This window comes from Pseudofrankia sp. EUN1h, assembly GCF_001854645.1.
GTDB lineage: Bacteria > Actinomycetota > Actinomycetes > Frankiales > Frankiaceae > Pseudofrankia > Pseudofrankia saprophytica.
Genome location: NZ_MBLN01000063.1, coordinates 13,555 through 31,701, shown reverse-complemented (window position 1 = coordinate 31,701; position 18,147 = coordinate 13,555). Strand labels below are relative to the sequence as shown.

Genomic DNA, 18,147 nt, shown 5'->3' with positions numbered 1-18,147 from the left:
CGCGCTGGAGCAGGATGGCCGACGTGGAAGAGCCCTCAGCGTCGTCGTCACCGTCCGCGCCGGCGAACCTCCCGGCCGCCGGCCCGCGGTTCCGGTGGGGTATCGCGGGCACCGGCATGATCGCCAGGGAGTTCGCCCGCGACCTCACGCTGGTCGAGGACGCCGAGCTGGTCGCGGTCGGCTCACGCGGCGCCGCGAGTGCCGAGGCCTTCGGCGCCGAGTTCGCCGTGCCGCGCCGTCATGGCAGCTACGAGGCGCTCGCCGCGGACCCGGACGTCGACATCGTCTACGTCGCCTCGCCCCACCCGGCCCATCTCGCGCACACGCTGCTGTTCCTCGGCGCGGGCAAGCACGTCCTCTGCGAGAAGCCGCTCGCGCTGAACGCCGCGCAGGCCGGCGAGATGGCGGCCGCGGCGGCCGCCGCCGGCCGATTCCTGATGGAGGCGGTGTGGAGCCGGTTCACGCCGGGCTACCGGGTGATGCGCGACCTGATCGGGAACGGTGAGATCGGCGACGTGCTGCTGGTCGAGGCCGAGTTCGGCTTCCGCGCGCCGTTCGATCCGGCCCACCGGCTGTTCGACCCGGCGCTCGGCGGCGGCAGCGTGCTGGACATCGGCATCTACCCCGTGCAGTTCGCCCACCTGCTGCTCGGCGCCCCGGACGACGTCACCGCCGGCGGCATCGTCGGCTCCACCGGGGTCGACGAGCATGTCGTCGCGGTGCTGCGTTACGACGCGGGCGCCCTCGCCGTCGCGACGTCGTCGCTGCGGGCCGACCTGCCGGGGACGGCCCGGGTCACCGGCACCCGCGGGTCGCTGGAGTTCCCGGCGTCGATGTGGGCACCGGAGGTGCTGCTGGTGCGTACCCGGGCGGCGCCGGTCCGCATCGGCGGCGAGGCGGACGGCTCAGCCGGCGAACGCAGGATCGAGACGCCGCTGACCGGGATCGGCCTGCATTACCAGGTGCGCCACGTCCACGACCGGCTGCGCGCCGGCCACCTCGACAGCGACGTGATGCCGCCGGCCGAGAGCATCCGAGTCGCGACCACCCTCGACCGCGTCCGCGCCGTCCTCGGCGTCCGCTACCCGGGCGAAGCCCCGATCCTCGCGCCTTAGGGCCGGGATCGCGGGGTGCCGGGCGCCGCGGCCGCCGCGCTCGCCGCGCGCTCGGACCGGCTGGGGCGGTCCACCCGTACGGCGAAGATGACGATGGCGGCGACGAGCAGCGGCCCGCAGACCAGCAGGCCGGCCTTGGGGCCGATCAGGGTCCACAGCCCGCCCGCGGTCAGCGTCGCGAACACCCGGCCGCCGCTCTGCAGCCCGGCGAGCACGCCGAACGCGGCGCGCCGCGAGTCCGGGCTGGTTAGCCGGGCCACGCCGGTGAACTCCGCGGTGTCGACCGCCCCGGCCGCGGCCCCGGCGAGCAGGAGGCAGAGCACCACGATCGCGTCGTCGCCCGCGCTGGCCCACGCCAGGCCGATGTAGGCGCCCAGGAGGCTCAGCCCGCCGGCGGCGAGCACCAGGCTCGCGGCGGCGCGGTCCGTCAGCCGGCCCGCGACCACCGCGCAGGCGGCGGCGCTGAGCTGGTAGAGCCCGTAGCAGAGGGCTACTCGCTGGACGACGGGCAGCGCCTCGCTCACGCTGACGATCTTCGAAGCTCGCAGCAGGAGCAGCACGACCGCGATGTTGGACGCCTCGTAGCAGACGATCCCGAGCAGCAGGATGCCGAGCGGCCCGCCGCGCAGCTTCGTGATCTTGATCTGGGTGGGGGCGGGCGGCGGCGCGTCGGCCCGGGTACGCCGCAGGCCGAGGATGCTCACCACCACCGCCAGGGCGACGGGAACCAGGGCGTAGCCGATGACGCCGCGGGTGTCGGTGACCTCCAGCAGCACCGCCACCAGCAGCGCGCCGACCGCCGCGCCGAGCGCGCCGATGGACCGCTCGAACCCGATCCGCCGGCCGAGCTGGTGCGCCGGGGCCGCCGCGCTCGCGTGCTCCTCGAGCGCGGGCGTCCCCAGCCCGCGCGCCGCCCAGGAACCGGCCCGGCAGGCGCCGGCCTGCCAGAGCACGCTGCTGGCGGCGAGGAACCCGGCCGCGAGCGCGAGCCCGGTCGAGCCGGCGAGGTCCAGGAACCCGCGCAGCCCCGGCTGCCGGTCGGAGAGCTGGTTGCGGCCGTACCTGGCGGCGGCCGATCCGGCGCGGCCGGCGGCCTCCACCCCCGCGAGCGCGAACGGCGCCGCCCCGAGCGTGCGGCCGAGGAACGGGGCGGTGACGGCGGTCATGCTCTCCAGCCCGACCGTCGAGAGCAGATAGGGCAGCCGCGACGGGCCGCGCACGGCTGCCTCACCGGCGGCCCCGGGAGTCGCCCCCGACAGCGCCGGAGCCGGCGCCTTCGGGTCGGGCAGCACCCCGCCGGTCGGAACTACCTCACCAGGATGGCCGAAAGCATCGGCGGGCGGAGCGGACACGCCATGATCTTAGGCGCGGACGCGACACCGGAACATCCGGAAATCCCCTGCCCCGAGCCGCGCACCAGCCGAGGGCCTAGGCCTGACTGATGACGCTGGTATCGGCTGTGGCCAGGCCCAGGGTTCGGCAGGCCGACAGGAGTGTCTTGTCGCCGCTGGCGATCACAAGGTCATCCGATGCCAGCATCTGCGCGGCTGCGCAATGCACCGCGTCATAGGCTCGCAGGGCCATCCTCCTGGCAAGCGTCGCCGCCCTGGCCACGAGACGGTCGTTCACGGCCACGACGTCGACGTTGGCGTACAGCTCGTCAAGCTGAGACAGCGCCGCCTCGTGGGTGATCCTGCTGAGCCGTCCGAGCCGATGCGCCTGCGCTAGCCCGGCAGCGGCCTCGACGTAGAGCAACCTCGACGACACCACACGGTCCGCTGCTTTCCAGACCTGCGTCGCCGCCGCCGAGCCAGATTCGCTGACCAGAAGCGAGATGAAGGCGGAGGTGTCGAAATAGCAGATCATCCGCGCTGCTCGCTCACGAGGTCGCTGACCGGGCCGTTCGCGTCGACCGGCCTGGGTGTAGCGCGGGTACGCGACCGGGCTGGTTCCACTAGGCCCTCGGCGATCAACCGCTCGAGCGGCGTGGGTTCCGTGACGGGTACCAGCCGGGCGATGGCGCGGCCATGATCGGTGATGGTCAGCGTATGACCTGCGCGTACCTCGGCAAGGTGGCGGCTCAGGTTGTCCCGCAACTCGCGGATGCCGACGTCCATCGTGGCCTCCTTGGTGGCTACATTTTCATAGATCATTGTGGCCACTAAGTCCTCCCCGGTCGAGTCCTTCTGTCGGAACGACCACTGCTGTCTCCGACACTGTCTGAGGCGACTCCCCATGGTCGACGGATCAGCGYCAATCGGACATGCCGGACCTGTGGACAACTGGCCTGGCAGCGTCGGAGGCGGGGCCCCGCCCCGGTCTATGGCGTGATGACGGCGCGGCCGCGCAGGGTCGTCTCGTCGAGGGCGCGGTAGGCGTCCGCGACGGCGTCGAGCGGAAAGACCTCGACGAGGCTGCGGATCCTGCCGGCGGCGGCCAGGGCGACGACGGCATGGGCGTCGGCGATCGTCGAGCCCTGGAAGGTGAACACGTCTGCCTCGCGGGGCAGGCCGCCGTACCAGGCGGCGCGCAGCCGGCCGCCGCCGGAGCCGACCAGGCCGAAGGCGCCGCACGGGCGGACGGCGCCGATCCCCGCGGTGATCGTCGCGTCGGTGCCGACGAAGTCGAGCACCGCGGCGGCGCCGTCGCCGCCGCAGGCCTCCTTCAGCGCTCCCGCCGCCCGGGCCGGGTCGCCCCGCTCGCCACCCACGCCGCTGACGGTCTCGTCGGCGCCCAGCTCCCGGGCGGTGGCCAGGCGGGCGGGCGAGGTGTCGACCGCGACGACCCGGGCGGGCGAGCAGGCCTTCAGGTGCTGGATGGCGAACCCGCCGAGGCCGCCGGCGCCGATGACGACGGCGGTACCGCCCGGGTCCAGGACGGGCAGCACCCGGCGGACGGCGTGGTAGGAGGTGGCGCCGGCGTCGGTGAGCGGCGCGGCGGCCACCGGGTCCAGCCCGTTCAGCGGGATCAGCGCCCGCACCGGCGCGACGACGTACGGCGCGAGCCCGCCGTCGCGGCCGTAGCCGCGGCCGGCCAGGCCGTTCGGGCAGGCGCTGTCCCTGCCGGCCAGGCAGTAGGCGCAGCGACCGCAGGACGTCGGCGAGACCAGCGCGACGGGGGTGCCGACCAGCGGGGCGTCGGTCGCCTCCTCGCCGAGCGCGGCGACGGTGCCGGCGATCTCGTGGCCGAGGGTGAACGGCATCCGCCAGCCGATCAGCTCGCCTATCTCGCCCGGAATCTGGCTCATCGTCAGGTCCGAATGGCACAGCCCGTTCGCCGCCACCGCGACCAGCACCTCGCCGCGACCAGGCCGCGGCACGGGAACATCCATCAGACGAGGCTTCCTGAGCCAGTCGTCGATCCGGTAGGCCGGCATGGTCGTCGCGCCGGTGCTGGTCATGGGGTCTCCCGGAGGCAGATAACCTGACGGTCCGTCAGGTCGGATGCWAGCGTCGGATGACGGACGCGGGATGGGGAGCGGGTCAGGCCGCCGCGCCGCGGCCGCCTGGCGGTCGCGCGGTGGCCGCGGTGGCCGTGGTGGCCGGGCAGTGGCTGCGGGGGCGAGGGAGGACGAGGCATGGCGACCGGCGACGGCGGCGAGGGACACTCCTTCGGCGAGCTACCGAAGATCATCAGCGTGGACGACCACGTGGTGGAGCCCGCGCACCTGTGGAGGACGTGGCTGCCGGCCCGCTTCCGCGACGCCGGGCCCCGGGTCGAGCGGCGCGGCATCGGGACGATGGAGCACGTCGGCGGCGGCGCCTACCGGCAGACCTTCGACCCGGACGGGCCAAAGGCCGACTGCTGGATCTACGAGGACCTCGTCTACATCAACAAGCGGCACGTCGCGGCCGTCGGCTTCGACCGCGACGACATGACGATGTCGCCGATCACCTACGACGAGATGCGCGCCGGCTGCTACGACCCGGTCGCCCGGCTTGCCGACATGGACCTCAACCACGTCGAGGCGTCGCTGTCGTTCCCCACCTTCCCGCGCTTCTGCGGCCAGACGTTCGCCGAGGCCTCGGACCGCGATCTCGCCGCCGCCTGCGTCACGGCCTACAACGAGTGGATGGTCGAGGAGTGGTGCGGCGACTCCGGCGGCCGGCTGATCCCGCTGTGCATCATCCCGTTGTGGGACGCCGAGGCGGCGGCCGCCGAGGTGCGCCGCAACGCGGCCCGCGGCGTGCGGGCGGTCTGCTTCAGCGAGATCCCGCCGAAGCTGGGGCTGCCGAGCATTCACAGCGGCTACTGGGACCCGTTCTTCGCCGCCTGCGCCGAGACGGGGACGGTCGTGTGCATGCACATCGGCTCCTCGTCCCAGATGCCCGCCACGTCAGGAGACGCGCCGGTCGCCGTCGCCGCGACGCTGTCGTTCAACAACGCGATGGCCTCGCTCGCCGACTGGCTGTTCTCCGGCGTGCTCGTGCGCTTCCCGACGCTGAAACTCGCCTACTCGGAGGGCCAGATCGGCTGGCTGCCGTACGCGCTGGAGCGGGCGGACGACGTGTGGCGTGAGCACCGTGCCTGGGCCGGCGTACGCGACATCGTCCCCGAGCCGCCGTCGACCTACTTCCACCGGCAGGTGTTCGGCTGCTTCTTCCGTGACCGGCACGGCCTCGCGTCGCTGGCCGAGATCGGCGTCGACAACGTCACCTTCGAGACCGACTACCCGCATACCGACTCGACCTGGCCGCACACGAAGAAGGTCGCCGAGGAGATGATGGCCGGCCTCGACGCCGACACCGTACACAAGATCGTTCGCGGTAACGCCATCCGGATGTTGGGGCTGGACCTCCGGTAGGAAGCACGGACCAGGCTCGGCCAGCCGGGGCGGTGGCCGGTGCCGTCTCCCGGCCTGGTACCGCGGCCGCCTGCTGTCCCGCCGCGCCCGTCGGCGTGCCGTCGCCGACACATCGGGAATCCGGCTCGCGCGCCGATAGAATCCGTCTCGGTCCGGCGGGGGCACGGCAGGTGGCGGGGGCCTTGGACAAACGGAATCCTGACGCGGCGCCGAGCGGCCCGCCGGGAATGCATACCCAGACGACCGGTTCAGGAGCCGGCGGCGTGGAGCAGAAGGACGACGCCTCGGACGTCCTCACCCGGCGGCGCGCGGAAACGGATGGTGGTACCGCGGCGCGGCCGCCGGAAGGCCTCTGGGACTTCTTCGTGTCCTATACGCAGGCCGATCGCGACTGGGCCGAGTGGATCGCCTGGCAGCTGGAGTCCGCCGGCTACCGGGTCCTCGTGCAGGCCTGGGACTTCGTACCGGGCACCCACTGGATGGCCCGGATGCAGGAGGGCATGCAGGGGGCGAGAAGGATCCTCGCCGTCCTGTCCGGGGCATATCTGCAGTCGGTGTACGGCAATACGGAGTGGCAGGCGGCCTACGGGCAGGACCCCGACGGCTTCGCACGCCGGCTGATCCCGGTCCGGGTGGAGGACTGCGACCGCCCCGCGCTGCTGCGCCACATCGTCTCCCTGGACCTCTTCCCGCTTTCCGAAGGCGAGGCCAGGGAATTCCTGCTGGCCCGCATCGGCGAGGCCGTCAGCGGGCGCGCCAAGCCCGCCGCCGAGCCGACGTTCCCGGACCGGACCGCGGGGGGCCGGCCCAGGGCCGTCGCGCTGCGCGACCTGGTAGCGCCCGAGAATCCCGTTCCAGACGAGCCACCCGCCTATCCCGAACCACCCGAACCGGCTCCGGAAGCCGACACGCCTTCGGCGCGGGGAGCGGAGGCGGCGCCCGGTGGTGGGCCTGCGGACGGTCCGGCCGAGCGTGGCCCCGCCGGAGCGGGCGGCCTGGACTCGCCCGGGCCGGCGGCGGCGATTCCCGCCGCGCGGACCCCCGGCGTGTCTGAATCCCCTGAAGCTCCCGAATCCCCTCGGTCTCCCGGCTCCCCTGAATCGCCCGAACCTCCTGGCGGGACAGTCGTCCTTGCGCTGCCGCCGGCCAGGTCCGGCCGCGGCGCCGCCGCCGAGGACGGCGATGACGACGGCGGCGCGATCCGTCGGCCGGATGCCGCGCGCCGGAGCCGGTGGCCGGTCGTGACGGTGATCATGGCGGCGGCCCTGGCGGCCGCTGTGGTAATGCTGGCCGCGTTCGTGCTGCCGGGCCGGGGTTCGACGGCCACGCCTGGTGATGGCGGGGCGTCGCCCAGCGAGGGCGTCGTCTCGACGCCGCCGGCCCCGACTGGTTCCGAGACCGCGAGGGCGTCGCCCAGCGGGTCCGGCCCGACCGGAACAACAGGCACGCACACCACCGCGTCCATCACCACCTCGCTGAAGAACGACCCGCCGACGGCGGCGCTGCGCCTCGACAAGACCAGTGGCGACGCGCCGCTCACGGTGGCGGCCGACGGTTCCGGCTCCCGCGCCGGCTCACATCCGCTGTCGACGTACGACTTCTCCTTCGGCGGAGTCGTCCGCGAGTCGGGTGACGGCAGCGCCAGCTACACCTTCGAGAGCCCAGGCACCTATACCGTCACGCTGACGGTGATCGACGCGACCGGGACACGCGCGACGAGCCAGCCGGTCACCGTCACGGTGCGTCAGCCGCTCACCGCGCCCGTCCTCATCGGCCCGGYGGATCGAGCCACCTTCTTCCCGGGTGACAAGGTCACCTACTCGTGGAACGCCGTCGCGGGCGCGGACAGCTATGTGCTGTTGTTCGAGCAGTCGTCGGGCAGCGGCTGGCAGATGCTGGCGCCATACCAGGGAACCGCCCCGTCCTACTCGATGACCTGGCAGGGCTACGGCGCCGTCCGGTGGCGCGTCTCTGCCGCGCGTTCGGACGGGACGAACGGGCCCATGAGCGAGTGGCGCGAGAACTACACCGAGCCTGGCTGACGTCCATCCGCACGCGGCCGGGCCGGGATTTCGCCCGCGGCGCCGACCGGTAACCGGGGCCGACGGCTGGCCGGCCTCGACCCGCCAGCGCGCGGTATGGCGGCCAATATAGAACGCGTTCTATATTGGCGCGGGCGATCGGGCGCCGACGCGAGGCCGTCGGCACCGTCCGGTGGCGGCGCCGTGCCGGTCCTCCGCCGACCCCGCGACGCGCCTGTCAGGTTGCACCGCGGTCAGGTCGGGCCGCATCCGAGTGAGGGAGGCAGCCCCATGCCCAGCTCCGAAGCCGCGCCGGCCGCGGGGTCGTCGATGATCACGGCATCGAGCGTCGCCACCCTGTGGGACCTCGTCGCGCGCCGGGCCGCACTCACCCCGGACGCCCCGCTCTTACTTGCGGACCCTCCGAGCGGCGCGGCCTCTGGCTCCGCGGCCGGCTCCGTCCGCCTCACCTGCGCGGATCTCGCGACTCGCGCCGAGCGGGTCGCGGCGGGCCTGTTCGCGCAGGGCGTCGGGCCGGGGACGCGGGTGTGCTGGCAGCTGCCGACGAGGGTCGAGACGGTCGTGTTGTCGATGGCGCTCGCCCGGCTTGGCGCGGTCCAGGTCCCGATCATCCACATCTACCGCGAGCGCGAGGTCTCCGTCGCGCTGCACCAGACCGGCGCCCGGCTGTTCTGCGTCCCGGGCGTCTGGCGTGGCACCGACTATCGCGCGCTCGCCGCCGCGGCGACCAGGGACCTCGCCGATCCGCCGCGGTTACTGGTCGTCGGCGCCGGCGCTGGCGCCGGTGACGGGCTGCCCGAGGGCGACCCGTCGACGCTGCCGCCCCCGCCGACGGACGGCGAGGAGATCCGTTGGATCTACTACACCTCCGGCACGACGTCGCAGCCCAAGGGCGTGCGCCACCGCGACTCGTCGCTCATCGCCGCCGGCGTGGGACTGGCGCTGGCGCTCGCGGCCAGGCCGGACGACGTCGGCTCGATCGCGTTCCCGGTCGCGCACATCGGCGGCCCGGACTACCTGGCGATGATGCTCGCGGTCGGTTTCCCGGCGCTGCTGCTGGAGGCCTTCGTGCCGGYGGACGCGATCGACGCCTTCCGTCGCCACGGGGTGACGATCGCCGGCGGTTCCACCGCCTTCTACTCCGCGCTGCTCGCGGCCCAGCGCGCCCTGCCGGCGCCCGCCGGGCCGCTCGTGCCGACCCTGCGGATGCTCGCCGGCGGCGGCGCGCCGAAGCCGCCGGAGCTGTTCACCGACGTGCGGCGTGAGATGGGCATCCCGATCGCGCACGGCTACGGCATGACCGAGGTCCCGATGATCACCCAGGGCTCGCCGGCGGACAGCGACGACGCGCTGATGTACTCCGAGGGCGCCCCGCTGCCCGGGGTCGAGGTGCGCGTCGTCACGGCGGACGGCGCGGTGGCCCCGGCCGGCGTCGAGGGCGAGGTCCGGGTCCACGGCGCCACGGTCTGCGCCGGCTACACCGACGACGAGGCGACCGCCGCCGCCTTCGACGAGGACGGCTGGTTCCGCACCGGCGACCTCGGCTTCCTGCGCCCCGACGGTCACGTGACGCTCACCGGTCGGCTCAAGGACGTGATCATCCGCAAGGGCGAGAACGTCTCCGCCAAGGAGGTCGAGGACCTGCTCTACCAGCATCCGAAGGTCGTCGCCGTCGCCGTCGTCGGGCTGCCGGACGCCGAGCGCGGCGAGCTGGTCTGCGCGGTCGTCGAGCCGGCGCCCGGCGCGGCCCCGCCGACGCTCGCCGAGCTCGCCGCCTTCCTGCGCGGCGCCGGGCTGATGACGCAGAAGATCCCGGAGCGCCTGGAGATACTCGACGCGCTTCCTCGCAACGCCACCCTGAAGATCCTGAAACACGAGCTGCGCGCCCGTTTCGGCGGTCGTTGACACCCACGCTCACGTGGACATTCGGACCTGTCGCCGACGACGGAGCGGCCCGGGTGGCAGACGCCGCCCGGGCCGCTCCTCATTCAGTTGTTTTTCCGGTGGTCCGGAACATCAGTGGAGCTTGGACGCGTTCAGCGCGCTGACGATTCCGTTTCCGTAGAACCCGTTGAATTTGGTGCTGCCCTCGCAGGTCTTGGTGTAGCTCGCTGGCACCGGCGCGGGGTAGACGTACGGGTTCGGCGTCGGGCAGGGCGTCGCGACCGCCGTCCTCTGCAGCTGCTGCTGGACGATCGCCGGGTCCAGCGTCAGCCCGCCGTGCCTCAGGTCCTTGCGGCCCAGCGCGCTGACGATGATCGCGGCCACGCCGACGGCGTGTGGCGAGGCCATCGACGTGCCCTGCAGGTACTGGTAGTACGACGCCTTGCCCAAGCTGTCGTCGCGAATGACGAACTCGCTGGTCGGGTCGCCGTTCTCGTCGATGTCACCGTTGGCCACGGCGACGTTCTTCGGGTAGGCGGCGAGGATCTCGTTCGTCACCTTGCGGGTGGCGGAGCCGTCGTAGGCGTCACCGCCCGGCGCGGCCACGACCGTCTGCTCCAGGCCGTAGTTGCTGTAGTAGCTCAGCCGCTTGGACGGGCCGATCGCGTTGACGTCCAGCACGTTCGGCGCCTCCGACGGCATCGACAGGCACGAGTTGTCGATGACGCGCGGGTAGGCGGCGCTGCCCGACGGCGGGTAGTCCGGGCTGGTGTCGTCGCCGGTGGGGTGGCCGAGGTCGAACCCCTCGTTGCCGGACGCGGCGATCAGGGTGACGCCGCGCCTGGACGCGTAGGCGACCGCGCGCTGGGTCGCGGCGATGATCGTGCGCTGCTCGGCCTGCCGCTCGGGGGAGTCCGCCGGGTTCGCCTTGCAGTTGAACAGGTAGGGGTCGGTGTAGAAGGACATGTTGACCACGTCGATGCCCGCGTCACCGGCGTAGGTGATGGCGTCGATCGTCGGCTTCAGGAAGAAGTAGCCCGAGTCCTGGCCGGCCCGGACGTTCACCAGCTGCACGTTCGGGGCGACGCCCGCGATGCCCAGGCCGTTGATCGGCGAGGCGATCGTGGACGCGACGTGGGTGCCGTGGCCGTCGTCGTCCTCGTCGACCGGGTCCTTGCAGCTCGGGTGCTCACATGGGCCGTCGACCTCCTCGCCGGAGGCCGGGTCGGTCGGGATGTCGGTGACGAAGTTGCGCGACAGCCCCTTGTTGAAGTTGGGGGCGATGTCCGGGTGGGTGCCGTCGATGCCGGTGTCGATGACGCCGACCAGCACACCCTTGTCGCCTGGCTCGTACTTGTACGAACCGGTCGGCGTCGCGCCCATCAGCTGCATGTCCCACTGCAGGCTCGACAGCGGCTCGGCGCCGGCCGCGGGCTTGCCGGGTTTGCCGGGCTTGGTGCCGCCGCCGGCCCGGCTCAGGTCGCGCTCGCGCTGGGTGAACGACTGGTCCTTGCCGGCACCCGAGCCGCCGGCGATGTCGGGGACGGCGTAGCCGATCGGCGCGTTCGGCGCCGCGCCGACCAGCGCCGCGTTGGCGCCAGCCTTCGTCTCGAAGGACGCGTCCGTCGACGTGACGACCGCGAGCCCGGTCTCGGCGTTCTCCGACTCGATCGTGCCGCCGAGCTTCGCGACCGCCGCCCGGCCCGCCTCCGCGGAACCCGAGTAGACGACGAGGAAGGTCCTGGTACTCGCGGCGCTCGCCGGGCCACCCGGCAGCGTGAGCGCGAGCGGTACGGCGACCATGGCGGCGACCGGCGCGGCCAGCAGTGCCAGCCTGCGCGACCGGCGAGAGCGGCGCTTTCCTTCTGCGGGTGGGGTGGGGGATCTGAGCGCTCGGCGCATGTACTCACTCACCTTGCGGGGTGCGGGGGAAATGCGCTGGACCCGGYGGATCCTGCTCAGGGCACCCTAGTGGATCTATCAAATGACAACAGACGCTTTGGCGTCGTTTTGAGGGTTTGCCGGGCTATTACCACCGGCCGCACTCCGCCCGCCCGCCCGCGCCTCGTCGGCCGGTAACGGCGCGGTTTCCACTGTTTCAGGAATTTCGCGACGTTCCCGGCTCTGACCACCTCGGGGCCGATCCGGTGCCGGTGACCGGCAATCGGTCACCGGCCACTTGGCGCCGGCCACCTGGCACCGGCCTGTCCGGTCATCCGACGAACGGGTGGTCGGCGGCCGTGCCGGCGCTGGCGCGCACCGCCTCGGCGAGCAGCGCGACCGCGGTGGGGATATCGGGCTCCCGGACCCCGGCGACGCACAGCCGCAGGTGGCTGACGTCCTGTTCGCCGATCACGAAGTACCGACCGGGCACCACCGCCACCCCGAGCCGCCCCGCGCGGGTGGCGACCGCGAGGTCGTCGGTGCCCCGGGGCAGCCGCAGCCAGATGCTGACCCCACCCCGGGGGTTCTCGAACGAGCACTCCGGCAGCTCGAGGGCGAGGGCGGTCGTGAGCGTGGCCATCCGGGCGCGCAGCGCCGCCGAAACGGTGCGCAGCTGAGCCGACCAGCCCGGCCCGGCCACCATCTCCACGGCGGTGTGCTGCAACGGCATGGGCACGAAGGAGTCATCGACCTGGCGCATCGCGGCGAGCCGGGTCATCACCGGCCCGCGCGCCACGATCGCGCCGATGCGCAGGCTCGGGGCCAGAATCTTTGTCAACGAGCAGACCGTGATGACCCGGCCCTGGTCGTCGTCGCGCCACAGCGGCGGCGGCGGGACCTGCCCGTGGCCGAGCCAGCGCGCGAAGTCGTCCTCGAGGATGAACGCGCCGGCCCGCTCGCAGATGTCGAGCACCTCGCGGCGGCGCGTGTGCGCGAGCACCCCGCCGTCCGGGTTGGCGAACGTCGGCTGCAGGAACAGCAGCCGCGCCRACGTCGCCGCCAGCGCCCGCTCGAGCAGCTCCGGGCGGATGCCGTCGGCGTCGGTCGGCACCGGCACCGGCACGTGGCCGGCGCTGCGCGCGACCGCCAGCGCGCCGGGGTAGGTCGGCACCGCGAACAGCACCGGGCTTCCGGCCGGCAGGAGCGCGCGGAAGGCGGCGGAGAGGGCGCCCTGAGCGGCCGGGGTGATCAGCACCTGGTCGGGATCGGCGCCGACCTGGCGGCCGAACCAGCTGCGCAGCTCCGGAACGCCCGCCGCTGGCGGCGCGCTCCAGGCGTCCGGCCGGCGCACCGCGCGGCTGGCCGCGGCGGCGAGCCGGCTGTCGGCGCGCAGCGTCGCGTCGAAGTAGCCGGCACCCAGCTGGAAACCGGTCGAGTGGGCGCTCGCCAGCAGCACGTCTACACCAGACGCCGACACCGGGCTCGCGCCGAGCGCTACCTGCTGCCAGTCGGTGTCGCCGGCGCGGGTGGCCCGGCGCGCCGCCACGAACGTGCCGGCACCCGGCCGGGTGACCAGCAGACCCTCGGTGACGAGGCGGGCGAGCGCTCGCTGCACGGTCACCGGGCCGACACCCAGCCTGTGCTGCAGGTCKCGGGTGCTGGGCAGGCGGGCGCCGACGGCCCGGGCATCAGCCAGGGAGCGCAGCTCGTCGGCGACTTTCTCGACGCCGCCGGCATCCCTACTGCTACCATTTTTCATGAGGACAGAGGATAGCGCTACCGTTCCGGACCCGTCAGGCGCTTTCGGGACATCGGCCCCGGTGGGGTGGCCCGTCCCCGCGACCCCGCCTGTTCTCGTGGAGGCCCCGCTCCGCGGCGGACGGTCGCTGGGTGGACGGCGATGATCGCCCTTGTGGTCCTGGGTGTGCTGACCCTGGCCGGGGTGCTCGGCTGGTTCGCCGGTCCGGACACGCGGGACCCGGACTACTCCATGCGGGCGCGCGCTCGACGCCCGCCCACTGGGCGCTGAACCCTTTACGTGAATCCGGTCGAGTGAACGGCCGGATCTTGGCGTCGTAGCGTCATCGTTGCGTCACGGTTGGCGGCTGCGCCTCGCGGTGGAAATCTGTTCGTAACGTGCGCAGACGGTCACGCCTAGCATGCGCAAATCGCCTTGCCGGCGACACATGAACGTTGCTGGCGCAACGCTTACGGTTCACAGCCCGTTCAGAGAGGGCCATCAAGGTTCTCGACGTGGACGGACGAGGGGTCCCGCGAGGCTGCCCGGATGAAGGCGGGGCGCCGCATCGGCACACGCCGGGGCCGCTCTCCGCGGATCGAGCGCACCGGAATCCCGCGCCGGCGAGCGGCGCGCCGATGACGAGTTGCGCGCCGATATCGACGGCCTCGCGTTCCCGGGGCGGCGGCGTGAGCGCGGGAGCGAATCCTGCGAATCCTGCCGTGGCGATACGAGTCCCGGCCGGCGCGCCTGTCCTGGCGGTCGTCCCCTGACCACCCGCTGACCGTTCCGCGGCCCACCGGGCCGCGGCTCCTCCCTGATCAGCCAGCCACCCCACCCGGACCGGCGACCCGGTCCCGAGAAGACCCACGCATCCACGACCACCATCCGCCCCCGAACCGTCACGCATCCAGCGCGGCGAACCCGCTGGGGCACTCGTACGGGCCAAACCAACAAAAAACATCGAAAGGGTCCACATGCGTTTCATCGGCACCAAGCGGGCCATGGCTGGCGCCGTCGTCGGCGCGCTGCTCGCCGTCGTGGCACTCGCGGGCTGTGGTTCTGACGACGACTCCACGGACGCGGCCGGCGCGACCGCCGGGGCCAGCGGCCCGGCCGAGGCGGGCAAGTTCGCCAAGAGCGAGGGAACCCTCATCTTCGGCACGGTGCCGGACCAGGCCGGTTCGGACTCGAACTGGAAGCCGCTCGAGGAGTACATCGCCAAGCAGACCGGCCTCAAGGTCGAGTACTTCCCGACCGCCGACTACACGGCGCTCATCGCCGCCGCCGTCGCCGGCAAGGTCGACGTCGCGGCGTTCTCGGGCCTCACCTACGTCAACGCCACCAACAAGGGCGCCAAGCAGACGGTCGCGTCGGCCGTCATCGCCTCGGCGGGCCTGACCGACCCGGGCTACTACTCGGAGGCGATCGTCCCGAAGGGTTCGGACATCACCTCGGTGGCCGGCTTCAAGGGCAAGACCGTCTGCTTCGTCTCCAAGAGCTCGACCTCCGGGTTCCTCTTCCCGATGCTCGCGCTCAGCAAGGCGGGCCTCAACATCACCCCGTCGGGCACGGACGCCAGCGGTAACCCGACCTTCGCCGACTTCAAGGCGTCCTTCGCCGGCGCCCACGACAAGTCGGTCCAGGCCGTGGCCTCAAAGCAGTGCGACGCGGGTTTCGCCGAGGACTCGGAAGTCGAGCCTGGCGTGAAGGACGGCGCGCTGGTGTCGGTGGACAAGCAGTACGTGCCTGGCGGACCGCTGACTTACTCGACCGCCCTGCCCCAGAGCGTCCAGACCAAGCTCAAGTCGGTTCTGGGCAGCGTCACGCTCGACGACATCACCAAGGCCGGCATCACCGTCACCGACGGCTTCAAGGATGCCTTCCAGGGAGCGAAGCCCGAGGACGACTCCTACTACGACACGATCCGCGACATCTGCTCGAAGGTCACCGCTGCGGACTGYGCCAAGTAACGGACTGCGTCACCTAGTCGGATAGAAGAGACAGGTAGCTCATGAGCGGCACGGCGACCTCCCCGATCATCTCCGTGAGCGGAGTCATCAAGGACTTCGGCTCCTCCACGCGAGCACTCCGCGATGTCGATCTGACGGTGGAGCCCGGGGAGGTCGTCGTGCTACTCGGACTTTCTGGTTCGGGAAAATCGACGCTGCTCCGGCATCTCAACGGCCTCGAGTTCCCGACCAGGGGGACGGTCGAGGTCCTCGGGCAGAACGTTCCCGCCCTGAAGACGAAGGCTTTGCGCGCGCTGCGTGGACGCGTGGGCATGATCTTCCAGCAGTTCGAGCTCGTTCCCTCCCTCACGGTGCTCGAGAACGTGCTGACCGGCGCGCTCTCGCGTCTTTCGGGCCCGCGCATCGGCCTGTGGTCGTACCCGAAGAGCCTGAGACTCACGGCGCTTGCCCACCTGGACCGCGTGGGCCTGCTCGAAAAGGCCTACCAGCGTGCGGACCAGCTCTCCGGCGGCCAGCAGCAGCGCGTCGCGATTGCCCGCGCGCTGATGCAGAGCCCCGAGATCCTGCTCGCCGACGAGCCCGTCGCGAGCCTCGACCCCGAGTCGAGTGAACAGGTCATGCGGCTCATCCGGGAGATCGCCGCCGACGACGGCCTGACCGTCGTCTGCAGCCTGCACCAGGTCGACCTCGCGCTCGACTGGGGCGACCGGATCGTCGGCCTGCGCCAGGGCGGGGTCGTCCTCGACACCACCACCGACGGCCTCAGCAAGGCCCAGGTGATGGAGATCTACGGGCGGGTGGCGACCTCGACCGCCGAGCTCAAGGCGATCGCGACGGAGCTGTCCGACGTGCCGATCGACCTGCCGGTCCGGGACGGCGCGGCGCACCCCTCGGTGCCGGTGCAGGACGGCACGGTATGACCACTGTCGAGGCGGCCCGGGCAACCGCCGCGCCGGACGTCGCGCAGCGGGCGCCGCGCCGGCCCGTCCCGGTGAGCAAGATCATCGGCGGCGCCTTCATCCTGGCGATGCTCGGCTTCTCGATCTACTCGCTGACGACGCTCGACTTCTCGTGGAGCAACACCGTCTCGAGCTTCGACAACGCCGCGAAGGTGTTCGGGCAGATGGACCCGATCAGCGTTCCGGGGCCGAGCGACCTGTTCTACCTCATCGGGCTCACGCTCGGCATCGTGATCCTCGGGACCGTGATCGCCGCGCTCATCTCGGTCCCGGTGGCGTGGATCGCGGCCCACAACACGACTCCGGCGCGCTGGCTGCGCCCGGTCGGCCGGGCGATCGGCGTCCTCACCCGCGCGCTGCCGGACGTCGTCCTCGCCCTCGCGTTCGCCCTGATGTTCGTCCTAGGCAGCCCGCTGCCCGGCATCCTGGCGATCGGTATCCACTCGATCGGCATGATCTCGAAGCTGTTCGCCGACGCGATCGAACAGATCGACGACGGCCCGCGCCTCGCGATCCGGGCGGCGGGCGGGTCGCGGGCGCAGGAGTTCTGGTCCGGGGTCTTCCCCCAGGTGCTGCCGTCGTGGATCGCGACCGTCCTGCACCGTTTCGACATCAACCTTCGCGGCTCGGCCATCCTCGGCTACGCCGGCGTGGGCGGCCTCGGCTACGCGATGAAGATCTCCTTCGAGAGGTTTCCGGAGGGATACGGCCGCGGCCTCGGCATCGCCATCGTCATCTTCGTGCTCTGCGTCGTGCTCGAGATCGTCTCGTCGACCATCCGGCGCAACCTGCTCGGCATCCAGCCCACCGGCAAGGGCCTCGGCGACCGCATCGTGCGCCGGGCGACCAAGAACGCGCCGGCGCCAGAACCGAAGCTCGGCACGGCTACGGGTACCACGGCTGCCGAGTCGATGATGAAGCGCCCGTGGACCCGCCCCCGGGTGCGCAACCTGACCTGGTCGCTCGCCGCCGTGGCGCTCATCATCGGCAGCTACTGGATGGCGGACGTCAAGTTCAGCGACATCACGTGGGAGTACGTCCGGCCGACCCTCGACAGCTTCTGGCCGCCGAACCTCGGCAGCCACACCTTCAGCGAGTACATGCACGCCCTGCTCGTGACCATCGAGGTCGCCTTCGCCGCCGCGGTGCTCTCGCTGTTCTTCTCGCTGCTGTTCGGGTCGCTGGCCGCCCGCAACGTCGCCCCGAACAGCCGCGTGCGCAGCGTGTTCCGCGTCATCCTGGTGATCTTCCGTGGCGTGCCGGAGCTGGTGCTCGCGATCTTCCTCATCATGGTCACGGGTCTCGGCAACCAGGCGGGCGTCGTCGCGCTCGCGTTCGGCGGCGTCGGCTTGCTCGGCAAGCTCATCGCAGACTCCTTCGAGGAGGTGCCGGCCGGACCGGAGCGCGCCCTCACCGCCGCGGGCGCGACGAGGGGCCAGCGCTACCTCGCCGCGACCTGGCCACAGGGACTGCCGTCGCTGCTGAGCAACTCGCTGTACCTCGTCGACACGAACCTGCGGGCGGCGACGATCCTCGGCATCGTCGGCGGCAGCGGCATCGGCTACTTCCTGACGGTCGCCTCGCCCGTCCTGAAGCTGCACGGCCAGGTCACGACGCTCGTCATCATGATCGTCGTCACCACGCTCCTCCTCGAGGGCATCTCACAATGGCTGCGTCGGGTGTTCCGCTGACGAGCGCGGCCCAGGCGCGGATTCTCTCCACCTGCTGACGGGAGGCCGCGCTCGTCG

General features: G+C 72.1%; 14 protein-coding genes. 8 read left to right on the top strand and 6 right to left on the bottom strand.

Annotation, left to right across the window (positions count from 1 at the left end; genetic code table 11):
* Positions 1–23: 23 nt before the first annotated feature.
* Complete coding sequence (locus tag BCD49_RS22960; RefSeq protein WP_007515124.1) at positions 24–1,115, top strand: Gfo/Idh/MocA family protein; 1,092 nt, start codon at positions 24–26, stop codon at positions 1,113–1,115.
* Here BCD49_RS22960 and BCD49_RS22955 read toward each other — a convergent pair.
* The 4 genes from BCD49_RS22955 to BCD49_RS22940 all read right to left on the bottom strand — a co-directional run bounded on the left by BCD49_RS22955 (position 1,112) and on the right by BCD49_RS22940 (position 4,515).
* Entirely contained in the window at positions 1,112–2,467 is a 1,356-nt protein-coding gene (locus tag BCD49_RS22955; RefSeq protein WP_232794187.1) for an MFS transporter, read from the bottom strand. The two genes, BCD49_RS22960 and BCD49_RS22955, sit on opposite strands and share 4 nt — an antisense overlap.
* 76 nt (positions 2,468–2,543) lie before the next feature.
* Positions 2,544–2,981, bottom strand: a complete 438-nt coding sequence (locus BCD49_RS22950; protein WP_007515128.1) for a type II toxin-antitoxin system VapC family toxin — start codon at positions 2,979–2,981, stop codon at positions 2,544–2,546.
* A complete protein-coding gene (locus tag BCD49_RS22945; protein ID WP_027141052.1) occupies positions 2,978–3,232 on the bottom strand; it encodes a type II toxin-antitoxin system Phd/YefM family antitoxin in 255 nt (84 codons plus the stop codon). Before BCD49_RS22945 ends, BCD49_RS22950 begins: the two co-directional genes overlap by 4 nt.
* A gap of 203 nt (positions 3,233–3,435) precedes the next feature.
* Entirely contained in the window at positions 3,436–4,515 is a 1,080-nt protein-coding gene (locus BCD49_RS22940; protein ID WP_007515132.1) for an alcohol dehydrogenase catalytic domain-containing protein, read from the bottom strand.
* 177 nt (positions 4,516–4,692) lie between these two features.
* On the opposite strand from BCD49_RS22940, the gene BCD49_RS22935 reads away from it, so the two are divergent.
* From BCD49_RS22935 to BCD49_RS22925, 3 genes are all read left to right on the top strand, one after another.
* Entirely contained in the window at positions 4,693–5,919 is a 1,227-nt protein-coding gene (locus BCD49_RS22935; RefSeq protein ID WP_007515134.1) for an amidohydrolase family protein, read from the top strand.
* Positions 5,920–6,182: 263 nt separating this feature from the next.
* Positions 6,183–7,961 (top strand): TIR domain-containing protein, encoded by a 1,779-nt coding sequence (locus BCD49_RS44245; RefSeq protein ID WP_071041892.1) that lies wholly within the window; start codon positions 6,183–6,185, stop codon positions 7,959–7,961.
* A gap of 309 nt (positions 7,962–8,270) precedes the next feature.
* Positions 8,271–9,866: an AMP-binding protein gene (locus BCD49_RS22925; RefSeq protein WP_071041911.1), complete on the top strand. Its 1,596-nt coding sequence runs from the start codon at positions 8,271–8,273 to the stop codon at positions 9,864–9,866.
* Between the two features lie 111 nt (positions 9,867–9,977).
* Here BCD49_RS22925 and BCD49_RS22920 read toward each other — a convergent pair whose 3' ends face one another.
* Both BCD49_RS22920 and BCD49_RS22915 read right to left on the bottom strand, forming a co-directional pair.
* Positions 9,978–11,747 (bottom strand): S8 family peptidase, encoded by a 1,770-nt coding sequence (locus BCD49_RS22920; protein ID WP_051466403.1) that lies wholly within the window; start codon positions 11,745–11,747, stop codon positions 9,978–9,980.
* A gap of 310 nt (positions 11,748–12,057) precedes the next feature.
* Positions 12,058–13,488, bottom strand: a complete 1,431-nt coding sequence (locus tag BCD49_RS22915; RefSeq protein ID WP_071041891.1) for an aminotransferase-like domain-containing protein — start codon at positions 13,486–13,488, stop codon at positions 12,058–12,060.
* A gap of 141 nt (positions 13,489–13,629) precedes the next feature.
* Here BCD49_RS22915 and BCD49_RS40940 point away from each other — a divergent pair, with 141 nt between their 5' ends.
* The 4 genes from BCD49_RS40940 (at position 13,630) to BCD49_RS22900 (ending at position 18,090) form a co-directional block, all read left to right on the top strand.
* Complete coding sequence (locus tag BCD49_RS40940) at positions 13,630–13,758, top strand: hypothetical protein (protein WP_007515140.1); 129 nt, start codon at positions 13,630–13,632, stop codon at positions 13,756–13,758.
* Positions 13,759–14,444: 686 nt separating this feature from the next.
* Complete coding sequence (locus BCD49_RS22910) at positions 14,445–15,440, top strand: phosphate/phosphite/phosphonate ABC transporter substrate-binding protein (RefSeq protein ID WP_007515141.1); 996 nt, start codon at positions 14,445–14,447, stop codon at positions 15,438–15,440.
* A 41-nt stretch (positions 15,441–15,481) separates the two neighbouring features.
* Positions 15,482–16,360, top strand: a complete 879-nt coding sequence (gene phnC, locus BCD49_RS22905; protein ID WP_007515142.1) for a phosphonate ABC transporter ATP-binding protein — start codon at positions 15,482–15,484, stop codon at positions 16,358–16,360.
* Positions 16,357–18,090: a PhnE/PtxC family ABC transporter permease gene (locus BCD49_RS22900; protein ID WP_007515143.1), complete on the top strand. Its 1,734-nt coding sequence runs from the start codon at positions 16,357–16,359 to the stop codon at positions 18,088–18,090. The genes phnC and BCD49_RS22900 overlap by 4 nt, the downstream gene beginning before the upstream one ends.
* Positions 18,091–18,147: the final 57 nt, after the last annotated feature.

Excerpts from the sequence above, each read along its gene's own strand:
- BCD49_RS22940 (WP_007515132.1), bottom strand. The coding sequence starts at position 4,515 with ATGACCAGCACCGGCGCGACGACCATGCCGGCCTACCGGATCGACGAC.
- BCD49_RS40940 (WP_007515140.1), top strand. The coding sequence starts at position 13,630 with ATGATCGCCCTTGTGGTCCTGGGTGTGCTGACCCTGGCCGGGGTGCTC.
- BCD49_RS22900 (WP_007515143.1), top strand. The coding sequence starts at position 16,357 with ATGACCACTGTCGAGGCGGCCCGGGCAACCGCCGCGCCGGACGTCGCG.
- phnC (WP_007515142.1), top strand. The coding sequence starts at position 15,482 with ATGAGCGGCACGGCGACCTCCCCGATCATCTCCGTGAGCGGAGTCATC.
- BCD49_RS22945 (WP_027141052.1), bottom strand. The coding sequence starts at position 3,232 with ATGGACGTCGGCATCCGCGAGTTGCGGGACAACCTGAGCCGCCACCTT.
- BCD49_RS22935 (WP_007515134.1), top strand. The coding sequence starts at position 4,693 with ATGGCGACCGGCGACGGCGGCGAGGGACACTCCTTCGGCGAGCTACCG.
- BCD49_RS22920 (WP_051466403.1), bottom strand. The coding sequence starts at position 11,747 with ATGCGCCGAGCGCTCAGATCCCCCACCCCACCCGCAGAAGGAAAGCGC.
- BCD49_RS22950 (WP_007515128.1), bottom strand. The coding sequence starts at position 2,981 with ATGATCTGCTATTTCGACACCTCCGCCTTCATCTCGCTTCTGGTCAGC.